Origin of the sequence: Streptomyces sp. NPDC002935 (assembly GCF_040611295.1) — a bacterium.
Classification (GTDB): Bacteria; Actinomycetota; Actinomycetes; order Streptomycetales; family Streptomycetaceae; genus Streptomyces.
Genome location: NZ_JBEXNW010000019.1, coordinates 119,493 through 138,162, shown reverse-complemented (window position 1 = coordinate 138,162; position 18,670 = coordinate 119,493). Strand labels below are relative to the sequence as shown.

The 18,670-nt window shown below is 69.3% G+C and carries 12 protein-coding genes; 6 read left to right on the top strand and 6 right to left on the bottom strand.

What is annotated here, in order from left to right; all coding sequences use genetic code 11:
* Positions 1–152: 152 nt before the first annotated feature.
* Positions 153–563 (top strand): ATP-binding protein, encoded by a 411-nt coding sequence (locus ABZX90_RS25375; RefSeq protein WP_355208323.1) that lies wholly within the window; start codon positions 153–155, stop codon positions 561–563.
* A 197-nt stretch (positions 564–760) separates the two neighbouring features.
* Here the strand turns inward: ABZX90_RS25375 and ABZX90_RS25370 are convergent, their stop codons facing one another.
* Positions 761–3,400 (bottom strand): alpha-L-rhamnosidase C-terminal domain-containing protein, encoded by a 2,640-nt coding sequence (locus tag ABZX90_RS25370; protein WP_355208320.1) that lies wholly within the window; start codon positions 3,398–3,400, stop codon positions 761–763.
* Between the two features lie 237 nt (positions 3,401–3,637).
* Between ABZX90_RS25370 and ABZX90_RS25365 the strand changes: the two genes are divergently transcribed.
* Positions 3,638–4,756, top strand: a complete 1,119-nt coding sequence (locus ABZX90_RS25365) for an NADAR family protein (protein WP_355208317.1) — start codon at positions 3,638–3,640, stop codon at positions 4,754–4,756.
* Between the two features lie 176 nt (positions 4,757–4,932).
* On the opposite strand, the gene ABZX90_RS25360 is transcribed toward ABZX90_RS25365, so the two are convergent.
* Positions 4,933–6,033, bottom strand: a complete 1,101-nt coding sequence (locus ABZX90_RS25360) for a winged helix DNA-binding domain-containing protein (protein ID WP_355208314.1) — start codon at positions 6,031–6,033, stop codon at positions 4,933–4,935.
* Between the two features lie 423 nt (positions 6,034–6,456).
* Between ABZX90_RS25360 and ABZX90_RS25355 the strand changes: the two genes are divergently transcribed.
* Entirely contained in the window at positions 6,457–6,987 is a 531-nt protein-coding gene (locus ABZX90_RS25355) for a hypothetical protein (protein ID WP_351129551.1), read from the top strand.
* 127 nt (positions 6,988–7,114) lie between these two features.
* On the opposite strand, the gene ABZX90_RS25350 is transcribed toward ABZX90_RS25355, so the two are convergent.
* Positions 7,115–8,758 carry a peptidoglycan-binding protein gene (locus ABZX90_RS25350; RefSeq protein WP_351129553.1) on the bottom strand — a complete coding sequence of 548 codons (1,644 nt, stop codon included), beginning with the start codon at positions 8,756–8,758 and terminating at the stop codon, positions 7,115–7,117.
* A 440-nt stretch (positions 8,759–9,198) separates the two neighbouring features.
* Between ABZX90_RS25350 and ABZX90_RS25345 the strand changes: the two genes are divergently transcribed.
* The 3 genes from ABZX90_RS25345 (at position 9,199) to ABZX90_RS25335 (ending at position 12,001) form a co-directional block, all read left to right on the top strand.
* The gene (locus tag ABZX90_RS25345; RefSeq protein WP_355208310.1) at positions 9,199–9,333 is read left to right on the top strand and encodes a hypothetical protein; all 135 of its coding nucleotides are present in this window, start codon (positions 9,199–9,201) and stop codon (positions 9,331–9,333) included.
* Positions 9,334–9,426: 93 nt separating this feature from the next.
* Positions 9,427–9,951, top strand: a complete 525-nt coding sequence (locus tag ABZX90_RS25340; protein WP_351129559.1) for a hypothetical protein — start codon at positions 9,427–9,429, stop codon at positions 9,949–9,951.
* A gap of 166 nt (positions 9,952–10,117) precedes the next feature.
* Positions 10,118–12,001 (top strand): glycoside hydrolase family 15 protein, encoded by a 1,884-nt coding sequence (locus ABZX90_RS25335; protein WP_351129561.1) that lies wholly within the window; start codon positions 10,118–10,120, stop codon positions 11,999–12,001.
* A gap of 66 nt (positions 12,002–12,067) precedes the next feature.
* Here the strand turns inward: ABZX90_RS25335 and ABZX90_RS25330 are convergent, their stop codons facing one another.
* The 3 genes from ABZX90_RS25330 to ABZX90_RS25320 all read right to left on the bottom strand — a co-directional run bounded on the left by ABZX90_RS25330 (position 12,068) and on the right by ABZX90_RS25320 (position 18,656).
* Positions 12,068–12,892 carry a maleylpyruvate isomerase family mycothiol-dependent enzyme gene (locus tag ABZX90_RS25330; RefSeq protein ID WP_355208307.1) on the bottom strand — a complete coding sequence of 275 codons (825 nt, stop codon included), beginning with the start codon at positions 12,890–12,892 and terminating at the stop codon, positions 12,068–12,070.
* A 186-nt stretch (positions 12,893–13,078) separates the two neighbouring features.
* Positions 13,079–17,161: a discoidin domain-containing protein gene (locus tag ABZX90_RS25325; RefSeq protein WP_355208304.1), complete on the bottom strand. Its 4,083-nt coding sequence runs from the start codon at positions 17,159–17,161 to the stop codon at positions 13,079–13,081.
* A gap of 268 nt (positions 17,162–17,429) precedes the next feature.
* Complete coding sequence (locus ABZX90_RS25320; protein ID WP_355208301.1) at positions 17,430–18,656, bottom strand: chitinase; 1,227 nt, start codon at positions 18,654–18,656, stop codon at positions 17,430–17,432.
* Positions 18,657–18,670 lie beyond the last annotated feature (14 nt).

Genomic DNA, 18,670 nt, shown 5'->3' with positions numbered 1-18,670 from the left:
CAGATAGTACGGACAGTGTTGGTGTGTTGTTCCCTTCGCGGGATGGTTCGCCCCAAAGGGGAGCTGCGTGGTGCCGACTGCGTGGGCGGCTTGCGGGTACTGGGTGAGTAGGAGAGCGGATCGGGTGAGGCGATCGGGAGCGAGGTCGGGCGATGGCGGTCAAGGCGATGGGCTGGGCACACTCGTTCCCGGCCTCCGGAGGTGTGAGCGCCGGGCGGCGCTGGACGCGCGGACATCTGGAGTCCCTGCCGTGGACGGCCGAGGAACCCGCGACGGTGGACGCCATCGTGCTGACCGTGTCCGAACTGCTCACCAACGCCCACGTCCACGCGCGGAGCGACGCGTATCTCGTGCTGACGTGGGACGGCGACTGCCTTCACGTGAGTGTCCACGACGAGGACTCCACGCTGCCGCTCCAACGTGATCCGGAGCCGGGTGCGGTGTCCGGCCGGGGGGTCGGCATTGTGCGGATGCTCGCCGACGAGTTGGGCATGACGTGCCAGCGGCACGGGAAGACGGTCACGGCCTGCTTCCGCCCCGTCGGCACTCAACAGGACGGTTGAACACCGATGAGTGCGGGGCCGATCGGCTGTCGGCCCCGCACTCGGCTCATCAGGTGGAGGTGGCAGAGTCAGAGGCGGCGTCAGAAGCGGTGTCAGAGGTACGAGGGTGGCGTGCGGTCACCGGCGCGTGCAGGCGGATGAAGTCCCTCCCCGGCACCCTGGCCCGGGCCACCTGATCACACCTCCCGCGACACCTCTCAGCGGTGTCGAACGGCGGAAAAGCTGTGGACGCCCCCGCTCAACCCGGAGACCGTGATTTGGTTGTCGATGACCCGAACCCCGCGGTCCGAGGCCCGGCGTCCGTCCCAGAGCACGCGACCGCCTCCTCGGACCGTCACATCATGACCGTCCATCGGGAACACGACCGCACCTCTCGTTCCCGCCGGCACGCGCACGGTCAACTCGAAGGCCTTCTCGGTGTTCTCCCACCTGACCTCCAAAGGGCCTTGAGGTGTGGGCAGTTGTCCCTGGGCCCAGGCGATGCCACCGGGATGCGGCCGTACCTCCCATGTGGCGTATCCGGGGGATGTGGGCAGGGCGCCCAGCAGTTGATGGGTCAATGCCGGGAGAACTCCCGTGGACCAGCCGTGCGCCATGCTGGTGTAGGCGCCCTCGTACAACGATCCGCCGGGACCGATGCCCTCCCAGTTCGTGATGCCGGGGTCGTGGCTGTCCATCCAGCCGTAGGTGCGCCGGATCTGGTCGACGGCGGACTCCGCCCGACCGGTCTCGAAGCGTGCCACGATCTCGGGGTACGAGGTGAAGGCGTACACCCGCTGTGAGGCATCGCCGAAGAGGGTGTCGTTGTCCATGAACGCGTTGCCGTAGGGCCGTTGTGTGGTGGCGTCCAGATGGGCGAGGGCCGAAGCGGCGCGCTCGCTCCCGGCGACGCCCGCGGTGATGGCGATCGCGTTGCCGTCCTGTGCGTGCCTGACCGGTCCCGTCGCGGAGTCGAGGTAGGCGCCGGCCGCGTCGTCCCACAGATGCGCGTTGATCGCGCCCTTCACCGACTCGGCCCGCTGGGTCCAGCGAGTCGCGTCCCCCTTCCGGCCCAGCCAACGCGCCAGCCGCGCCGCGTCGTTGAGGGCCTGGACGTAGTTGGCGTTGTAGTAGGTGATGCGCCCCGTACGGTTCAGGAAGGCGTAGTCGCCGTATCCGCCCGTGCCGTTGAGGCCTTTGCTGAGGAGACCCGCGCTGTCGGTGACACTCGGATACCAGGTGTCGAGCACCTTCAGCAGATTCGGGTAATAGCGGCTCGCGTAGGAGCGGTCACCCGTGTAGAGCACGTAGTCCCAACTGCATGTCACCCACCACAACGGATAGTCGAAGAGGGGCAGTGCGTAGCCGGAGATGGAGGCCGGCGGGATCCAGCCGTCGGCACGCTGATGGTCGGCGAGGTCGGCCAGGACGTTGCGTGCGGCGGCGGCCGCGTCGTCATGCGTCAGATAGAGGGTCCGCGCCGACACCGCCAGGTCACCGACATAGGGGTCCCGGTCGCGCTTGGCACCGTCGTGCAGCACCACCTTGCCTTCGAGCGAAGGGCTCCAGGCGTTGCGCGGGTCGACGTCGTCCTGACGGAAGGTGTCCGTGGCCAGCTCATTGGTGTACGAGGCTCCGTACCAGTAGCGATTGAGGTCGTCGTCGGAGCACAGGAACCATCCGCGATAGGTGCTCGGCGTGCCCAGATAGGCGCTGAAGTCGAGGCCGACGGAGTCGATCTCGACCGTTCCCCAGGGCTGGGCGGCGGGCAGGTCGCTCGCCAGGGCGTCGAGTGTGATCTTGAGATAGCGGAAGCCGTGCAGTCCGTCCGCGTAGACCTTGTCGCCTGCCTGAAAGCCCTGGTGGTCGGTCCAGTCCGCGCCCCCGGCCGGTACGGCGAACTGGTCGGTTCCCTGGCCCGGGGCGCCGGACTGATCGGAGCGGGTGAAGTCGGAGCGGTCGGTCAGGAACTGCTTGGTCTCCGAGAACGCGAGCCGCACGCCGGGGGAGTTGTCGGATGCGGAGGTGAAGCGGACGCGCGGGAATCCCACGACGACTTTGCCGAAGTCCACCGTGACACTGGGGACCACGACCGGCGCGACGGGCTCCGGCCAGACCTCGTTGACCCGGGTGAAGGCTCCTCGCGGAGTGTCCTGGACGCCCGTCACCGTGATGCGGACCTTGGTGGTGGACACCTGGGCCGCGAACGGCACGGCGCGCTGGATGACATCGTTGTCCTCGACCGTGGCGGCCGTCTGCCATGTGCCGTCCCGCCACACGTCGACCACGAAGTCGGTGGGGACGCCGTCGCTGTTGGAGATCAGCGTGATGCCCGACAGTTCCCGCGTCGCCGGCAGGGTGATGGTGAGGGTGTCGGGAAACGCGCCGAGTGTGTCGTCGTTCCAGAACGACCCCGGATCGCCGTCGATGGCGTTCCCGGCGTCGTAGGTGCGCGGTTGTCCGTCGTTGCCGTTGTTGCCCGCGTGCGCCGACGAGGCCTCGGCGACGGTGCCCTCGGGCCAGCGCGGGGCCGCAGCGGGCCGCGGGCGTCGCAGGACCGTCCGGGGGCCGCCGGGCTTCAACAGGCCCTCGGGGCTGTGGACGTCTCCGGTCGAGGCGATGATCCGCACGGGCCGCACCGCACGCGAGGCCGGGGCCTGCACATAGCGCTGCCAGCCTTTCCCGGAACGGGGCGCCGCCGACGGGGCTGTCGTGCCGGCCGGTCTCTCGGCGGCGGACGCGGTTCCCGCGGCGGGGAGGCCCGCGGCGGACAGGGCCAGGGCACTGGCACCGGCGGCGACGACCGCTCGCCTGGGGACACCGGACCGCGGGGCGTTCTCATTGCTGTTCGACGGCATGATGCCTCATTCCTCAACGGATTGAAACGATTCAATCGTAGTGGGCGAGGTGACGTTATCTCAGGACCCGGGCGGCGTACAGACATTGAGCCGGGCGCAGCCGCGCGGATCGACGATCTCCGCCCGAAGGAGAGCAGGCCCGGGCCGACTCCCGAGCCGGCCCCTGCCCAACGGCGCCCCTGACGATCCGGTCGGCCCCGGCGGACACCTGCGTGATCACCGCCCTAGGCTGGCTGCATGTCAGCGCACCCCACGTACAGGCATGTCGACGGCGAGCGGATACCCGGCACCACGCGGCACGCCTTCATTCGCAACGGCAGTGACTACTACCTCACCGACCTGATCGTCTACGCCGACGGTCTGATCGACTGCTGGGGACTCGTCGGCCTGGCGGAGTTCGAGGAGAAGCTCCGCTCCGGATGGGTCGCCACCACACTCGAACAGGGAGCCAGGGCCTCGGTCCATCACGTCGCCGCGTGGAAGTTCGACGAGCCGCAGTCGTGGGTCACCCCGGACATGCTTCTCGGTGAGGTCCGGGACACCATCGACGAGCTGAACGGCCGCCCCGACTCGACCGGACGATGCCTGGCCGCTGTCGACACCTACCTCGCCGACCCGACCGACGAGCGCCAATGGCAACTGCTCGACGCCTACCTGGCGATCCCCGAACACCTGCGCCACTACGCGTTGGGTGACATGGACAACAAGGACTGGCCTCTTCAGGTGCTGGCGGTCGGCGTCGGCGGCCGAATGCCTCGTGGCGACGAGGCTGTCACCGAGAAGATGTACGCCGCGGCGCTCGCGTACTTCGCCCGGCAGCGTGAACTCCGCACCGAGCACGAGACCAGGACCGAAGCCTTCGGACCTGTCGAGCCGTCGGCCCCCGCCGTCAGCCTCGCGCACAGGGTCTTCCCGAAGGGCTGGCCGGACGACCCCGGCCTCCTCGCGCTGCGGAACGAGTACCCGTGCCCCATCCAGGTGCGAGGCATCGAGTATCCCGATGTCGACCGGGCCTACCTCGCGCTGTCCACCGGTGACGAGACCGGGCACCGGGCCGTGCTCATGGCGGAAAGCAACTACGCGGCCAAGCGGATGGCCGAGACGGCTCCCCGCCGCCCAGGGTGGGAGCAGGCTCGACTCGCCGTGATGGCGCAGCTGATGCGGGCCAAGTACGCCCAGCATCCCGCGCTCGCGGAGCTCCTGCTCAGCACGAGAGATGCCAAGATCCTCTACTCCAGCGCCGATTCGGCCTACTGGGGTGAGGCCGGGCCGCGCGGACGGAACTGGGCCGGACGGCTGTTGGAACTGATCCGCGGCGAACTCGCCGCCGACGCCGCCGGTATCGGGGCGACCTGACGCTTGCCCCCGCAAGGCCACGGGCGCGCCGAAGCGCGGGGATCTTGGCCACCGGCCAAGCCGCCCGTCGCGCTGTGTCGTACGCCGCTCCACGCCGCACGCCGCGCCGCCTGCCGGTCCACGCACCCGTCGGCCCAGGCCGCACCCGCCGGTCCACGTGGCACCCGCTCCGCTTCTCACCTAGGAGGCGCCGTGACTCGTACGCGGTCGCTTTCCCGGCCGGAGAGGAACGACGCCAGTTCCTGGCCCTGTTCGGCGACCGCGGTGCGGTCGGGTCGGGACAAAGGGCGCAGTGGGGTGACGACCACGGTGTCCGCGTCGACGCTCCAGGTCGCGGCGACCCGGCCGTCGAGCAGCACCACGCGCTCGCCGGCCACCGAGAGCCCGCGGTCGGCGGCGTCGACGATCCGGCTGCGGTCCTGGTAGCCGAGGATCGCGTTGTCGAACGCGGGCAGGAACCGTCCCGGGGCGGGTGTGTCGGGATCGGGGCGTGGAGCGTCGGGGAGGTCGAGCAGCTCCCTGCCGTTCTCGTCGCGAAAGGTCACCAACTCCTCCCGTACGGCGGCCACCGCGGCCGGCAGTCCGGCGAGACCGCACCAGGCGCGCAGGTCGGAGGACGTGGCCGGGCCGAAAGCGGCCAGGTAGCGCCGGACCAGGGCTTGGCCGACCGGGTCAGACCCGTCGAGCGGGGGCGGTTCCACCTCTCGGCCCAGCCAGGAGGACAGAAGCGCGTTGCGCACTCCTGCCTTGGTGCGCCAGAGTCCGCGGGGTGGCGTTTGGGCGACCGGTACGAGCGCGGCGATCAGCATTTCGCCCAGAGCCCGCCGTCCTGGCGCCGGCCAGCGCGTGGCCAGGACGCGCACCATGTCGGCCGCCGAGCGCGGCTCACCATCGGCCATCAACGCCCTCCCTGCTGCGGCCAGTTCGTCGAGATCGACCCCGTCGAGCTCGCGGCGGTAGGTCCCGAGCACCCGCTGTCGCAACATGGCGTCATGGCGGGCTCGCCAGCTCAGAATGTCGTCGGCGGTGAGGAGATGCACGGTGCGGCGCATGAGGTGGGTCCGCACCACACCGCGCCGGATCAGCAGGTCATCGAGGGCCGCCGGGTCGAACGCGCGCAGTCGCGACCAGAGTCCGACGAAGGGTTCCTGGGGTTCCTGGGCCTGCAGTCCGCAGAGGTGCGCGACGGCGTCGACGACCGGTACGTCCGCGCGATCGAGCAGCAACTGTCGGGCGAGCGTCGCGCGGTTGAGGGCCCGGCTGTCCAGAACGGTCATCGGGTCACCGCGCGTTGCGTGTCGGCCGGGTGCTGTCGGCGCGCCGGACGAACCTCTGTTCCGTTCGGTTTCGCGCCCACCCTGCGGTACTTCTCATGATCGGGTCTCTCCCGTCGGTCGGGTTGTCCGTACGAGATCACCGTCGCAGGGATAGAGGTCAGGGCGTGGCCGCTACTCGGGTCGGCACCGGCCCGACCTCGACGGCAGACGTCGACAACTGCCGGTGTCCGGGGCCGAACTCGGCCAGGTCGATGACGGTTCAGCCGTAGAACGTCACCATTCCCTGGGCCGAGGCGGCCAAGCGGCTACAAGGCCACAACAAGGGCGCAACGGATGGGCGGCGGTGCTGCGGCTCGACGCGGTCGTCCCTACTATCCGTCGTACGGGGGAGGAAGAGCGATCCCTCCGGGCATGGGGGGCGCTGTGCAGTCGATCGTTTCACGGCCGGTCTTACGGCGCTTCGTCGGCGTCGTCGCGGTCGGCGCGGCCCTGGCCGCAGCCTCAGGGTGCACGGTTCCCATCGACGCCGTCGCCGGTATCTCCGTGACCGCAGACGGACATCTGCTCGGAGTCATGATGGTCTGCGGGCACCGGATCGATGGCGCGACCCTCTACGTGGACAGCCCCGACGTCGACAGGGAGGTGACGGTCGGTTCATGGACCGCCGACCGTCCCGTCGCAGCCGGTCTCGCCACCTGGACCCTCGATTCGCCCTCCGTCGGCTGGACCGCGACCAGATCTCTCAAACCGCTCATCGCCAAGACCACCTATGCCCTCTACGGCTGGACGAAGGACAACTCGTGGTCATCGAGCAACGTCACCTTCACTCTGACCGACCGGGACCGGCTCACCCCGGGAACGGTCCGCTACGACGACGTGTCGGGCAACGGCGACGAGTCCGGAGTCACCGTCTCCATGGCGGAGTTCAAAGCCAGGGCCTGCGAGGACAGCTAAGGGATGTGCGGGTGCCGAGCAGCGCCGGAGCGACGGTGAGAAGAGACGTCACAGCCGCTACGGCGCGCTCGGACTTGGCCGCAGGTCGACAGGTGCCGGGAAGAATGCCCTCAGCCCGGCACCCTGATCAACGAACCCGGATGAAGAGCACGTTGTATCCGCTGTTCGTGCCGCGGGTCTTGACGTAGACGCCGTCAGATCCGCCGTTGGGGTTGCCGGTGTTGCCCTCGACGGTGGTGAAGGTGGAGCCACCCACCGTTCTCACGATGCCTATGTGCTCGTGCCCGCCGGTGTAGTCGTTGCCGCCGTTCCAGTCGAAGGCCACGATGTCGCCCGGCTGCGGGCTGGTCGTCACCGAAAGGTGGTAATTGCCGGCCCGTGCCTGCTTGACCCAGCCCACGACGTAGGTGCTGCGGTAGGAGCTGGCCCCCGTCTGCTTGGCCACCCAGCTCACGAAGGTCGCGCACCAGGCGTAGTCGTCGGTGGACAGCGAAAGGCCCACGGACGACCCGTAGCTGTTCGCCCTGGCGCTGCCCTCGACCGTGCCGACCTCGGCCGCGGCCACGGCGAGGATCCTGCTGTACCCGCCGCCGGGCGGAGGCGACGACGGCGGGGTGACCGTGCCGTAGAGAGCGGCCTTGGTGTTCGGACCCACCTGGCCGTCGACCGACAGGCCCTTCTCGGCCTGGAAATCCCGCACCGCGCTGTCGGTCATCGGCCCGAAGTCGCCGTCGACGGCGAGGTCGGCACCGTGGTGGTTGAGGAGACTCTGCAGCTCCGTGACGCACCCGCTGCGCTGGCCCTTGACGATCTCGCCCGGGCACGAGGCGGAGTTCAGGTTGATCGGAGCCGGTGCGCCGTTGCCGCCGCCACCACCGATGTTGGAGTACAGGGCGGTCTTGGTGTTCGGGCCGACCTGGCCGTCGACGGACAGGCCGCGCGCGGACTGGAACGACTTCACGGCCGTCAGGGTCAGGGGGCCGAATTCGCCGTCCACGTCGAGGTGCTGGCCCTGGCCGTTGAGCAGGGCCTGCAGCGTCGCGACGCACCCGCCGCTCTGCCCCTCCACGATGTTCGCCGGACAGGACGCCGATCGCAGGTCCAGACCGGTCGCCGGTGACTCGTCGGTGTCGTAGAGCTCCCGCTTGGTGTTGGAACCGACCTGGCCGTCGACGGACAGGCCGTGCGCGGACTGGAAGCTTCGGACCGCGCTGTACGTCCCCGACCCGAAGTCGCCGTCCACATCGATCGCGTAACCGTGGTGGCGGAGCAACCGCTGCAGTTCGGTGACGCATCCGCCCTTGTTGCCCTGGACGATGTTCGCCGGGCACGACGAGGACATGAGATTGATCGGCGCGGGCGCCGAGCCCCCGGTCGCGTACAGCTTGCTCTTGGTCTGGGGGCCCACCTGCCCGTCCACGGCGATCGCGGTGGCGGCTTGGTACTCGCGCACCGCGTGGAGCGTGTTCGCCCCGAACTCACCGTCCACCACCAGACCGGCACCGTGGGCGTTGAGCAGGTTCTGCAGTTCCGTGACGCAGCCGCTCACCTGGCCCTGCTGGATCACGTTGGGGCAGGACGACGAGGTCAGCTTGATCGCTGCCGGCGCCGCCATGGCCGGATCGGCACCGAACAGGGTGCCTGCCGAGAGAAGCGCCGCGGTAGCGGCGAACACCCCGACCCGGGCTCTCCAACCCGGTCTCGCGCCCATGATGACCAGAGGCCGGATGCGTTCTTTGTCGGTGGGGACGCGAAATGCGCTTTTTCTCATGACTGTGAAACATCTCCTTCAATAGAGCTGCGGATTACGTGTCGGGCTGGTTGGCCGATCCGAGTCCGCGCAGTGCGAGAATCGTTGTTCATGGAAGTTGTCGCACGCCCGGCACGCGCCCGGGTAAGGCGTGAACCGGTAAAGGGCGGAGATTGGCATTTTGGTCGCGTCGGCACCCTTGCGAACCAACAGCCTTACGTGGGAAAGCAGTTGAGGTCGTCCAACGTCATGGTCGGACTGTCGTTCCGCGCACGACGGTGACAGTTCACGCCCGTGCGCACAATGTCGCAGCACGCAACTGGCCGTATTCTGATGATTTAGGCGGCGGGAAGAAAAACGGATGGGCGACAGCCTTTGAAGAATTGATCCTTTTCGGTGCTCTGTCTCGTTGAGTCCTTTCCCGCCTCATGTGAGCAGGCCAAGTGGCGGGTGGAGATCAATTGGACGAGGTGGGCAACGCGGGCGGTGGGGAGAGGCTGACGGTCCTCGGGCACGGCCTCGGGCCGGACCGGGTCCGGACGGCCGAGCGGGCCCGGGCCGCGTCGGGGCGGGGCGGATCGGCGTCGAACGACTGACCACCTGGGTGCGGCGACGCGAGAGGGTGCCGGGGCGGACCGGACGCCATACTCGCCGGGCGTGCCGGTGTCCTTCACCCCTATGGTGAGTTGGTGAGTCGCTCCAGCGTTCCACCTGAGCGTGGCGATCGTGCAGACCCGCCGGCAAGCCGTCGAACCGACTACGCGGGCGCCATCTACGGCTCGATCCTGGCCGCCTCCGTGGTGGCCACGGCCGGAACGGGAGGGGAATACCCACGGCTCGAAGCCGTCGTGCTGCTGGTGGTCACCGGCTTGGTCTTCTGGGCGACCCACGTCTACGCACAGCTCGCGGGCGAGCGCATGTTCGGTCAGCCCTGGTCCTTGCGGGAGATCCGCCGGATCGGTACGCACGAGTGGTCCATCGTCGAGGCCGCCACCCTTCCCGCCGCCGCTGTGGCCCTCAGCGCCGTGTTCGACCTGAGTGTGAGCACGGGCCTGTGGATCGCTCTGGGCATCGCGGTGGCCCAACAGGTCATGTGGGCGTGCCTCGGAGCCGCCCGCGCCGGGGCCTCCCGCGGCCTGGTCATCGCCGAGGGCTTCGTCAACCTGGCTCTCGGACTGGTCATCGTGGCAGCCAAGGTCGTCCTGAAGCACTGACGGCACGGCCATGCGGAGCGACACGAGTGACCTGGCTGCCGGGAGCCAGGGGAGCCAGGGAGCCCGAGAGTCGGCGATCCCGGAGGTACGAACGCCCCGGACCTCGGATGACTCGTTAGCCTGGAGCGGAGGGGGAGGCTCGGGTGACGGCCCAGAGGAGGCCGGTATGGCGGACGTGACGCATGAGGCCAGAGCGGACGACGGGGCCCGTGGCGCGCCCGGCGGCCCACGGGGCGCAGGAACTCCCCGCTATGTGCCCATCGCCGACCACGGTCTGATCGGCGACCTGCGCAGCGCGGCGCTGGTCGGCACGGACGGCACCATCGACTGGTACTGCTGCCCGCGCTTCGACGCGCCCAGCGTCTTCGCCTCGATCCTGGACGCCGACCGCGGCGGCTGCTTCGAACTCGCCGCCGACGTCCCGGCGCGTACGAAGCAGTTCTACTTTCCCGACACCAATGTGCTGATCACCCGCTTCTTCGCCGACGACGGGGTCGGTGAGATCCAGGACTTCATGCCGGTCTTCGAGGACTCGCACGAGGCCGAACGGCACCGCCTGATCCGCCGCGTGGTCTGCGTCCGAGGAACGCTGCCCTTCCGTGCCAGGGTCGCCCCCCGCTTCGAGTATGGGACGGTCCCGCACACCGTGCGCGTGGAGTCCGGCCAGGCCGTCTTCACCTCGCCGACGCTGAGGCTGGCCCTGACGTCCACGGTGCCCATCGAGACCGCCGGGCAGGACGTGTGGTCGCTGTTCAAGCTCCACGAGGGGGAGTCCGCGGTCTTCGCCCTCGACCAGATCGACGACCAGACGGCCCCGCGCTTCTGCGCCGTGACCGAGGCCGAGCGGGACTTCAACGCGACCGTGCGCTACTGGCGGCACTGGCTGTCCCGGTCGCGGTACCGGGGCCGCTGGCGGGAGATGGTGCATCGCTCCGCCCTCACGCTGAAACTGCTCACGTACGCCCCCACCGGCGCCATCATCGCCGCGCCGACCACCAGCCTGCCCGAACGGATCGGCGGCGAGCGCAACTGGGACTACCGCTATGTGTGGATCCGCGACGCCGCGTTCTGCGTGTACGCCATGCTGCGCCTCGGCTTCACCGACGAGGCCGAGGCCTTCATGGGCTTCCTCGCCGAGTACGTCCAGAGCGACATACTCGAGAATGTGGGCCCGGACGGCCCGCTGCAGATCATGTACGGCATCGACGGGCGCCGTGACCTGCCCGAACGCGAGCTGACCCACCTCGAGGGCTATCGCGGATCCGCTCCCGTCCGCGTCGGCAACGGCGCCGTCGGCCAGCTCCAGCTGGACATCTACGGCGCCCTGATCGATTGCCTCTACCTCTACGACAAGTGGGGGCAGCCTCTCTCCAGCGCCCACTGGGACAGCGTGAGCGGGCTCGTCGACTGGTTGTGCGAGAACTGGGACCAGCCCGACGAGGGAGTGTGGGAGACCCGCGGGGGCCGCAAGCCCTTCCTCTACTCCCGCCTCATGTGCTGGGTGGCCATCGAACGCGCCATGCGGCTGGCCCGGCACCGCGGCCTGCCCGCTGACATCAATCGTTGGGGCGCCGTCCGTGACACGATCTACCGGCGGATCATGAGCCAGGGCTGGTCCACCCGACGCAACGCCTTCACCCAGACCGAGAACAGCGACATCCTCGACGCGTCGCTGCTGATGATGCCGCTCGGGAAGTTCATCTCCCCGACCGACCCGAAATGGCTCGCCACCCTCGACGCACTGGGCGAGGACCTGGTCTCCGACTCCCTCGTCTACCGCTACGACCCACAGGCGAGCCCCGACGGCATCGAGGGCGAGGAAGGCACCTTCTCGATCTGCTCCTTCTGGTACGTCGAGGCGCTCACCCGCGCGGGCCGGCTCGACGAGGCCCGACTCGCCTTCGAGAAGATGCTCACGTACGCCAACCACCTCGGCCTCTACGCGGAGGAGATCGGCCACACTGGGGAACAGTGCGGAAACTTCCCCCAGGCCTTCACCCACCTCGCCCTGATCAGCGCGGCCTTCAACCTCGACCGCAAGCTGGGCTGACTCCTTCGGGGCCGCCTCGGGATCGCCCGGGCCCCCTGGCGACCGCCCGTGAGACCGATGCGTGTCTCAGGGCGCGGTGAAGAGGCCCGGGAAGCGGGGCGCGAGCCAGGGCTTGCGGCCCCACACGATGATGCGGCCGCGGGCGAGCGGGCTCGCCTGTCCCTGGCGGCCCAGCGCCATCAGGAGGAAGGTGACCGGCTCGATGAGGATCGTGCAGTCCGGCCTGGCCGGTGGCTGCGCGTCGACGGTGAGTACGCCGTCGGCCAGGGTCACCCCGAAGCGGCCGGCCCCGCCCCACAGCCGGATGTCGTAGCGGGCGTTCATCCCGGCCGTGCGGACCGGATCGGTCACCCGTGGCATCGCCGTGAGCATGAACGGCAGCGTCAGCCCGACGCGGGCCCGGTCGATCATGTGCGTCCGGCCCAGCGCGCGGGCGAGATCGTAGCCGTGACCGAGCATGTGCGTGAGCAGATACGACCCCAGCTCCTGGGGACTCATCGGGCCCAGCGGAGTGACCACGGGCCCCTCCACCGACTCCGCCGCCCCCTCCTCCAGTGCCTTCACACAGGCATCGGCGTGCTTGACGATCATCGCCGCCAGCGGTTCGGCCCCCCGCTCCCCGAACTCCGCCAGCGACCGCTCATTGGCCTCGGCCAGGCTCTGCGGCGTGCCGTCCCCATAGGGGCGCGCCTGTCCCGCCGCGAGCTCCGCCATCAGCTCGTTGGCCACGGCCAGATGCGCCGCCGCCTCGCCGACATTCCACTCCGCCCCGGGAATCCGGAGCCCCATGTCGGCATCCGGCCCCAGCAGCGCGGCGATCTCCTCGGCGGTCTCGCGTATCGCCGTACCCAGCCCTTCGGGCAGCGACCTCCGCACGTCCTGCCCAGCCACTGAGTCCACGTCCTTGCCTTTCCTGCCGGCCTCGCCGAACCACGGGCCGCTCGGCAGACCGTGGTGAGGCGAGGCGCTATCGATCACCGGGCGTACAGAAGACCAGGCAACCGGCGCAGCGACAAGACCCTGAGCAGCGAGAACGTGCTCCGGGGCAGGACGTAGGGGGCAAAGCGGGTATTCGTGTCAGGAGTGGGCCGAGGCCGGGTGGCTGTTGTACGCCTCCACGTGCAGGGCGGGGCGGCCGGAGGGGAGCGCGGCGGCCGGCCAGGACAGCGTGACCTTCCGGGACTCGCCCGGGAGCAGCCACAGATAGTTGTCGCTGTACAGCGTCGGCAGGACGCGGTCACCGCTGGTGTGGTCCAGGAGTGAGAGCCGGGTCATCGCGGCGACGGCCCGGCCCCGGTTGCGGACGGTGGCGGTCAGTTCATGGCGTGCGCCGGTCCGGGAAAGGTGGGTGATCGAAGCGGACACCTGGACCCGCTCGGCCGTGGTGAGCGCCTTCATGGCCGCCGGGCTGCGATAGCGCCAGTAGGTGTTGCGCGACAGCGGGTGGCCCGAGGGGTCTTCGAGCGTCAGCCGCAGCAGGTGCAGATCGGGCAGATCGTCGGCCCACGCGACGGTGAAGGCCGTGGCTGTGGCCGAGGCCGCGACATCGACCTCGGTCGTGTGCGGGGTGCCGAGCTGTCGGCCGGAGAGGTCGTGGAGGCGGGCGGTGACCCTCGCCCCCTTCACCGCCGCGCGGGTGTGGTTGACCGCGATGACGTGTCCCGTCCTCGGGTCCGCCTGCACATGCAACGGCTCGCAGGCCGAACGGGCGCCGTAGTAGGTGCCGTTGACGTCGAAGTCGTAGTCGTAGGTCTGCCACACCGTGCTGTGCCACGCGGGGTGCGACATCCACAGCAGGAGACCACTGGCGTCGTCCCACAGATGTGCGTTCCAGGCCTCGAACATGGCACGTGTGTTCTCGTAGTTGACGAACTGCGCCTTGCGGGCGAAGTCGTCGAGGTCCGTCGCCGCGCCCAGGCGGGCCTCGATGGCCGCCTTGTAGTTGTGCGGCGCCTGGTTTCCGCGCTCGCTCCAGTCGTGGTAGTACCACGCCCCGCGGATCGGCCACTCGGGCTCGTCGCCGGTCATGTTCCGCAGGCTCGCGGCGGTGGAGACGACCGGCATGCCTATCTCGGTGTGGAAGCCGAAGCTGTTGCTGCCATAGGTCGACGGCTCGTAGTACTTCTCCGGTTCGACCCAGCCGTAGGGGCCGCCGCCCGTGATGATGCCGCCGGCCGAGTTGTTCTGGTACAGGATGCCGGGCGCCTGCTGCTCGACGGCCTCGCGCATGCCCTTGTCGATGGCTGCCGGTGGGTTGCCTTCGTTGGCGCCGCACCAGACGACCACGCAGGGGTGGATGCGGTAGCGCAGCACGGTGTCCCGCGCGGTCGAGTCGAAGGCGTCGTGGTCCGGCGGGTCCATACCCCAGGCGTTGGGGAAGTCGTTCCACACCAGGATCCCGTGCTCGTCGCAACTGGCGTAGAACTCCTCGCGGTTGCTGCTGCCCACCCAGTTGCGGATCATCGTGAAGTTCATGTCGCGGTGCATGCGCACCGCCGCGTCCGTGCGGGCGGCGGGCATCCGGCGCAGCAACTCGTCCCAGCCCCAGTTGCCTCCACGGGCCAGCACCCGTACACCGTTCACGCTGATCTTCAGCGGTTCGGGGGTGTTCGTCACCGACTTGACGTCGGTCCACACGTCGCCGTCGTCCGACACCTGGATCGTGTACGTCTTCGGGTAGGCCGCCTCCCACACGATGGCCACCCGGTCGAAGCGCCGCGCGGTGCCGAGGTCGACCCGGATCCACTGATGGTCCGCGTACTCCGATGACCAGCGTGTGCCGGGGTCGCCGTCGGTGGCGGAGGACGCCGGGTGACCGCCGTCCTCGGTGGAGGCGGTGGCCGCCTTGCGCAGCGCGAGGTCGGTCCCGGGATCGGTACTGTCGATGACCGCGAGAGACCACAACGAGTTGCCCCAACTGGTGTTCCGCAGGCCACAGTCGAGCCGTACGAAGCGGGCCGTGCGCGGGGTGAAGTCCTCTACCTGGAGGCTCGCGTCGCCGCTGTTGAAGGGCAACGGCACCGCGGTGTTGTCGACGGACCGCGCGTCCAGCCAGTCGGCACCGTCGGTGGACACCTGCACCACATAGGTCCGGGCGTAGGCCTGTTCCCAGACCAGCTCGACCCGGTCGAACGACTGCGTGGAGCCCAGGTCCACCCGGATCCACTGGTCGTCCTGGTAGGCCGAGGACCACCGGGTGGCGGGGTCGCCGTCCGTGACGTTGCCGGCTCCGTGGTCGTCCCCGTCGACGGTGGAGGCGGTGGCGGCGGCATGCAGGGCGAGGTCCGTCGCGGGCCGTGAACTGTCGAAGACGGACAGGGTCCACAGCGAGCTGCCCCAGTCGGTGGCCCGGGTCAGGCAGCGGATCCGGAGGTGCCGAGCCCGCTGTGCGCCGAGGTCCACGGACTGGGTGTACGCGTCACCGGAGGCGACGAAGGGCAGCGGCACGTCGTAGTCGTAGCCGAACTGGCGTATCCCGAAGCGGGTGGTGCGGCGGTCGCTCTCGGTCCCGGCCACCTGGGCGACCAGGGTGAGGTCGTGCAGGTGGGGGTTTCCGAGCCCGTTGGGCCACCACAGTTTCGGGTCGCGCAGCCGCAGCCGGCCGAAGGTGTCGGGAGCGAACACGACGTCGATGCTCCGGCCGGCCGGAACCGTGACGGTCCGGGAGATCCGTACGTCGTCGAAGGCGGCCGTGACGGTCGCCTTGTGGTCGGAGGTGTCGGCGTTGCGGACCGGGACGACGATGGTCAGTTCGGCCGTCGAGGTGTCGGGCAGGTCGGGCAGTACGGTGTCCACCCGCGGGTCGCCGATCACGACCTGGCCGGTGGATCTCAGCCGGACGTGGTTCCAGATCCCGGCGACGCGGTCACGGACGGCGGGCATCCAGTCCCAGCCCGAAGAGGCCAGGTACGTGGGGGAGTTGAGGTTCATCTGGTTCGCTCCGGCATCGACCCAGGCCTCGCCTGCCGGACCCTTGTCCCCGGGGCTTCCGGGGACGGGCATCGGCGTGATCTTCACCGCCAGCGCGTTCTCGCCCTTCACGTCGAGGAGGTGGGTCACATCGTGCGCGGAGCGGGCGAACGGATACGACAAGCCGCCCACATGCTGCCCGTTGAGCCAGATGTCGGCCTGGTGGTTGATGCCGTCGAACTCGATCCAGATCCGGCGCCCGGCGCCGGTCCGCAGCGCACGCGGCACCTCGAAGTCCCGCTTGTACCACCAGGCATGGCGGGAGAGCGCCTCGGGGACGCTCAGATTGTTCAGGCCGGAGACCGGGTCCGGCAGCTTGCCCTGGTCGACGAGGGAGGCGAGGACCGTGCCGGGCACGGTGGCGGGCAGCCAGGTCCGGGTGTCCACGTTCCCCCGCGACAGCGTGGGGCCGTCGCCGTCCGCCCAGTCGTCCATGGTCAGCGTCCAGCCGGACTCCAGCGGTACCGTGCCGTCATCGGCCACCTTCAACGCGGGGGCGTGGCCGTCGTGCGTACCCCAGTCGGTCCAGCCGGTCGCCGAGGGCCGATGCCCCTGGGCGGTGCCGAACACCTCGAAGCCGTTCAGCCCGAGCGGGTTGGAACTGGACCGTTTCCGGGAGGTCAGGCGCACCCAGCGGGCCGTGGTCGCCTTGGGGAGCTGAATGTCGACGACGCCACCGGTTCCGGCGGTCGTTCGGTACACACTCGACCAGGATGTGTGATCGCGTGAGGTCTCGACCACGAAGTCGACCGCGTAGCTCGACAGAATCTCTCTGCCCGTGGTGCCGTCGGCCCAGTTCCCGCTCGCCGGAGGGGTGAACACCGGGTCGCTCGCGTCGGCCTCGAAGGTGAGCCGGATCCAGGTGACCCGGCAGTCCGCCTGGAGATCGACCGAGATCCACTGCGGGTCACCGGCCGCGGCACGCCATCCGGTGCCCCGCACGCCGGGGGAGTGGATCCGGTCCACCACGAACTCCCCCGGGGTGGGGGCGTAGTCGGTCGACGAAACGGTCACGGGCCGGTACACGGCGAGCTCGTCCGCGGACCCGTGCGGGACAGCGGAGCCCTGGCGCCCGGCGGCCGAGACGGTACCCGGGAATCCGGTGCCCAGGCCGAATCCGGCCAGCAGTGTCGAGCCGGTGAAGACGATCGATCGTCGGGACGGGGAGTGCGGCGGATTCGGCTGGGCCATCAGCGGGGCGTCCAATCACACGGGTTGGTGCTTGCCGAGCACAAGGGTTGGCAACGTTGTCAGGGTGAATGACAACGTTGCCAAAGCCTGTGACGCGTGACGGATCCTGTCAAGAGCTCCGGTGCCGATTGCCCGCGGGCGATGGCGCCACCCGGATCTCGGGTGATGTCATCCCCTCGACGGTGCGGCCCGACAGGCCAGGCGTGAAGCCGATCGCTCCGGACGGGGCCAGCTCTCGGGCGGCACCCCGTCCGGATCCGAACAGGTGTCAGCAGGCGCCTTCGTCCTGCCACGGACCCCACTCGGCGCCTGTCGGCGCCTCGTTCTGGGTCCACCACTTGGCCTTCCAGTTGTGGTGGTTGTACGAAGCCTCGTTGCCGACGGTGTAGACCGTGGTCGAACTCCAAGCCGTCTTGCACGCGCTGCTCGGCGGCGTGGGAGTCGGGGTCGGCGTGGGCGTCGGGGTGGGTGTGCCGGTGGGCGGGGTCACTCCGGCGAACTTCACCGAGTACTTCGCGAAGTCCCAGGAGTTCTGGGTCACGCTGGAGCAAGTGCCCGACGTACGGCCGCCGTTGTCGGCGGGCGTGCACTGACGGTCGCGGTTGAGGGACCAGAAGGTGAAGCGGTCCATGTTGTGGCTCGTGGCGAAGTCCAGCACGGTCTGGAAGTCGGCCTGGGAGAAGTACTCGCCGGTGTCACTGCGGCCGTTCATGCCCGAGAAGCCCTCGTGGGCGTACGCGGTCGCCTGGTCCCAGCCGAAGGTGGACTGGAGGATCGAGTTGAAGTTGGTGAGCGCGCTGGTCTGGGACGCGGCGCCGTTGAAGCCGCCGTCGAACGGCATGATGGAGAAGTTGTTCGGCGTGAAGCCCTGCGACTTCGCCTCCAGTAGCATCTGCTTGCCGAACCAGCCGGTTCCGTCCGCCGTGCCGGCCGTGGTGACGGAGACGTAGAGGCCGGGGTTGTTCTGCTGGAGGATCTTGGCGGCACCGATCTCGTTCTTGATGGCCGCCGTGTTCTCGTACTCCGGCTCCTCCAGGTCGAAGTCGATCGCGTGCAGGCCGTACTTGGTGATGACCTGCTGGTACGCCGCGGCGGTGGCGGCCGCGTCCGAGCAGGTCTGGCCGAGCTTGGTGCCGCCGTAGCCGCCGATGGAGACGGAGACGTCGCCGCCCCTGGCGCGGATGGTGTTGATGACCGACTGCACGGCCGTGTCCGAGGAGACCGCGGAGGTCCCGCCCCAAGTGGGGGAGCATCCACCGCCGTTGGGGGCGAGGACGAAGGCGAGCTGGAACGCCTTGAGGCCGGTCGCGTCCATGATGGCGCCCGGGTCCGGCGGCTCGTTGTCCGTGGGCATCAGATAGGGGGCGGCTGCGTACCAGCGGTTGCTGAGCGCGGTGGTCGCGCCCGAGGCGTTGCCCGCGACCAGCGCGGTCGTGCCGACTGCGGCCAGGCTCACGGCGGCTGCCGCGCCCAGACATGCGCGAAGACGTCTCACTGTGCCTCCAGAGG